Raw genomic sequence first — 2,500 nt, 5'->3', positions numbered from 1 at the left:
TGTCTCAATGGATGATGTAAACAAGCTGTCTTTCTTCTACCTGGCCGGCTTTTGTTCTAGCTGTTCGATAAACACGAAGCCATTCTGCTAGGAAACATATAAAATTCGCAAACTATTACTTGACCAACTAATGCTTTCAGATTCCAGTCACTCAATATGTCAGCTTGGATGAACCTTCATACTTTTTGAATATGAAGGTTTTGGCCTTACTTAGAAGCGAGCAATTACCTACAAACTTACTTACATTGAAAATAGGTATCTCTCGTCAATCCCCCCCGGATTGATGTAAATCCCCTATCTCAGATTCGAATGACCGATCAAGTCCTCTATGGATTTATTACCTCATCAAAATTCTCAATTATTGATGTATCTATTTATGATAACGTCAGCACCCCTATTATCAGCGGAGAATATGTCCATAGCCAAACTTTCCAGCTTGATATACCGCCCCCTTTAGATTTCGTTAAGAATTCATTCCATCCGACCAGCCAAAGTATCAGCACTTTGTACCACGTTCAAATCTATGCTGAGTTATGGTCACACACTCGGGAACCGGTTCGGCATTTTTTAAGAACTAGGTGAAAATAAAATTGGCACAATGATGAATGCTGGTACTCGTGGTTCGGGCAGGAGCAAATTTATAGTACTTTCTAATTTCGAAACTTAAGTACACGGTAATTATTAGAGAGAATGGATATATATTATGATTTCGGCGATGCTCCCGATTCTGTGTTCCGGCTATTGGGATAAATGTAAGGATACTCAATTAAACTTCCCATTTGTTTACGTTAATTGAAGTTCACCATGATGTTCATACCAAAAAGCATAGCAATAATCTAATTTAAATAGATTGATCCATAATATACGAAGTAAGGAGTTACTTCACTCCGGGCGACGATAATTCCGAATATCACGCGGACAAAAATATCTTCGGTTTAATTATGGGCATCTAAATTTTTGAAATCTCTAAAACAATATACACGGAAAAGAAATGGAGTCGACCTACAGGGTGATTGGAAAACACGCAGAATTGAATTGTTTACTAAAACAATCCAGAAGGGACAACTAGGATGAAAGCTATAAACAGATCTGTGAGCGTGATGAACATCTTGTTGGTCACGTTGAGTCGAATCTGCAGGCTATATTCATTTTTCTTCCCAATATTACTTAAGAAAAAGGTATACAAAACATACCCTCAGCCCAATAGAGGCATATTTCCGACATAAAAATTTGAAATTTCCATTATTTTAATAAAAGCGGGATTTCCTTCAATATATTGGCACACTCTCATTGTTAAATAGAAGTCTTGGTTTTAAATATAGTAATGTTTATTTTTTACAGAAAATCCGTGTTAAGAGAAGCAACTCTCCAGCGATACTGATGGAGGTTTTATAGTTCACTGGCTCATAACGATACTCACGATTACTAGAGACAAAATCATATAAGCTTACTTTGAGAGTAATAAAATAATTTTATTATTCCTCAATTCAAAAATATCGATAAAATATATAAGCTGAAAATATGAAAATAGCCTGTAAGGAAAATCCCAAAGCTTTCTTATTCAGTTCATTTTGCAGTCTGTAAAGGGACTATAAAAAAATAAAAACCACCATCGAGTAATCTCAACAGTGGTTTTTGTGTGCTTGGCGACGTCCTACTCTCCCGGGACCCTGCGGTCCAAGTACCATCGGCGCTGGAGGGCTTAACGGTCGTGTTCGGGATGGGTACGCGTGGAACCCCTCCGCCATCGCCACCAAACAGCATTGGCTTAGTGCCAATATAAAGTTCAAGGTCATACCTTGAAAACTGAATGCGAAAGTTCGTGTTGAATCAAATAGGATAAGCCCTCGACCGATTAGTATTGGTCAGCTCCACACATTGCTGTGCTTCCACCTCCAACCTATCTACCTCGTCGTCTTCAAGGGGTCTTACTAATTGGGAAATCTCATCTTGAGGGGGGCTTCACGCTTAGATGCTTTCAGCGCTTATCCCTTCCGCACATAGCTACCCAGCTATGCTCCTGGCGGAACAACTGGTACACCAGCGGTGCGTCCATCCCGGTCCTCTCGTACTAAGGACAGCTCCTCTCAAATTTCCTACGCCCGCGACAGATAGGGACCGAACTGTCTCACGACGTTCTGAACCCAGCTCGCGTACCGCTTTAATGGGCGAACAGCCCAACCCTTGGGACCTACTTCAGCCCCAGGATGCGATGAGCCGACATCGAGGTGCCAAACCTCCCCGTCGATGTGGACTCTTGGGGGAGATAAGCCTGTTATCCCCAGGGTAGCTTTTATCCGTTGAGCGATGGCCCTTCCATGCGGAACCACCGGATCACTAAGCCCGACTTTCGTCCCTGCTCGACTTGTAGGTCTCGCAGTCAAGCTCCCTTATGCCTTTGCACTCTTCGAATGATTTCCAACCATTCTGAGGGAACCTTAGGGCGCCTCCGTTACTCTTTAGGAGGCGACCGCCCCAGTCAAACTACCCACCTGACACT

At 42.2% G+C, this 2,500-nt stretch carries 2 rRNA genes (1 of these 2 cut by a window edge); both read right to left on the bottom strand.

From position 1 onward, the window contains the following. Positions 1 to 1,641 precede the first annotated feature (1,641 nt). Positions 1,642 to 1,758, bottom strand: a 5S ribosomal RNA gene (rrf, locus tag PAV_RS09680). A 77-nt stretch (positions 1,759 to 1,835) separates the two neighbouring features. Continuing rightward, positions 1,836 to 2,500: ribosomal RNA gene (locus PAV_RS09675) — 23S ribosomal RNA — on the bottom strand (it continues 2,262 nt past the right edge of the window).

Origin of the sequence: Paenibacillus alvei DSM 29 (assembly GCF_000293805.1) — a bacterium.
Classification (GTDB): domain Bacteria; phylum Bacillota; class Bacilli; order Paenibacillales; family Paenibacillaceae; genus Paenibacillus_B; species Paenibacillus_B alvei.
This window is presented reverse-complemented; position numbering and strand designations above follow the sequence as displayed.